Below are 1,253 nucleotides of genomic sequence, written 5' to 3' on the forward strand. Positions count from 1 at the left end.
AGTTATATATGACCAAAGCTTTTCAATCTGATGAAACCTCTGTAATAGCACCTTTAAAGTATTTAGAAGTAATTTTTACTTTAATTATTGGTGTTTTTTGGTTTGGAGATATTTATAATATTTGGACCTTACTAGGTATCTTTCTAATATTTGTTGGCTTAATTTACAACATTTATTTAAAGAGAAAAACTAGTTGATAAAACCAATATTCATGTAAAAAAAAACCCAACTTTTTCAAGTTGGGTTTTTTTAGTAATCAATATTATTAAAACTCAGTTACTTATGCATCATGGCTTTGTGCTTGCGCTTTTTGACTACTTTTTAGTTAACTTTTGTTTCACAATCGAACAAATTATTTAATTCTTGAACCTGCTCTATTTAAAAAAAGATTAATAGTTTCTTTAGCTAAAGAAGTTGTATAAATTGATGGTTTTTTTAAAAAAAAACCACCTTGCAAAAAGTTACAAAGTGGTTTTAAATTCAAATAAAAAAAAATTTAATTTTCAGTCTTAAAAGTGTAAGTACTACTTGAGGCTGTATTATTACCATCAGATGTTTCTACTCGCCAATAATAAACACTATCTGTATCAACAGGTACAGTTATACTATTTGTTGTTAAGTCTTTCCATTCTTCTAAGGGGTCTTGTTTACCATCTATTTTATCAATAAAAACAGTATAACTAATAGGTTCTCCATCAGGATCTGAACTTTCTTCCCATTCTAGTGTAACATTTCCACTGTCTGGTGTTACTGTAAAACCAGATTTAGGACTTACTAATTGTACAGGAAATGGAACAAAGTTCGATTCTCCATCACCTGAAACATAAAATTTCCAAGTTTCTGATTCTGTAACTACATTTCCAGTATTTTTAGTTGTTATTTTCCAAGAATAAGGGTAACCTCTATCTAATAAAACTTCTGCAGTAGTTCCGTCTATATTAAAGTTTGGATTTATTGCTTGCGTTTCTAAATTGGTAATTGTTAAATCATATAGTTCTGTTTCACCAGCAGCTTGCCAATTAAATGTTACTGTAGCTCTATTGTCTATTACTTCTCCTATTTCACAAGCTTGGTTGTTTTCTGGAGACATTAAAAGACTAACTTCTGGTGTTCCAGTAAATGAATTGTCTTCGCTTTTAGTACAAGATAGTACTAGAGTACAAGCTACTATTGTAGAAAGTACTAGATATTTAATTTTATATTGTTTAGCTCTCATACTATTTAGTTTTTACAATTTTAATTGATTTTTTAAC

Annotated in this window: 2 protein-coding genes; one reads left to right on the plus strand and one right to left on the minus strand. The window is 28.7% G+C overall.

Annotated elements, in window-relative coordinates:
• A partial coding sequence (locus ACTG3S_RS08760) for an EamA family transporter (protein ID WP_439128977.1) occupies positions 1 to 197 on the plus strand: 197 nt, incomplete at its 5' end.
• Between the two features lie 299 nt (positions 198 to 496).
• On the opposite strand, the gene ACTG3S_RS08765 is transcribed toward ACTG3S_RS08760, so the two are convergent.
• Positions 497 to 1,216 (minus strand): hypothetical protein, encoded by a 720-nt coding sequence (locus tag ACTG3S_RS08765; protein ID WP_439128978.1) that lies wholly within the window; start codon positions 1,214 to 1,216, stop codon positions 497 to 499.
• Positions 1,217 to 1,253 lie beyond the last annotated feature (37 nt).

The organism is Polaribacter sp. (genome assembly GCF_965656025.1).
Taxonomy (GTDB): Bacteria; Bacteroidota; Bacteroidia; order Flavobacteriales; family Flavobacteriaceae; genus Polaribacter.

Excerpts from the sequence above, each read along its gene's own strand:
- ACTG3S_RS08765 (WP_439128978.1), bottom strand. The coding sequence starts at position 1,216 with ATGAGAGCTAAACAATATAAAATTAAATATCTAGTACTTTCTACAATA.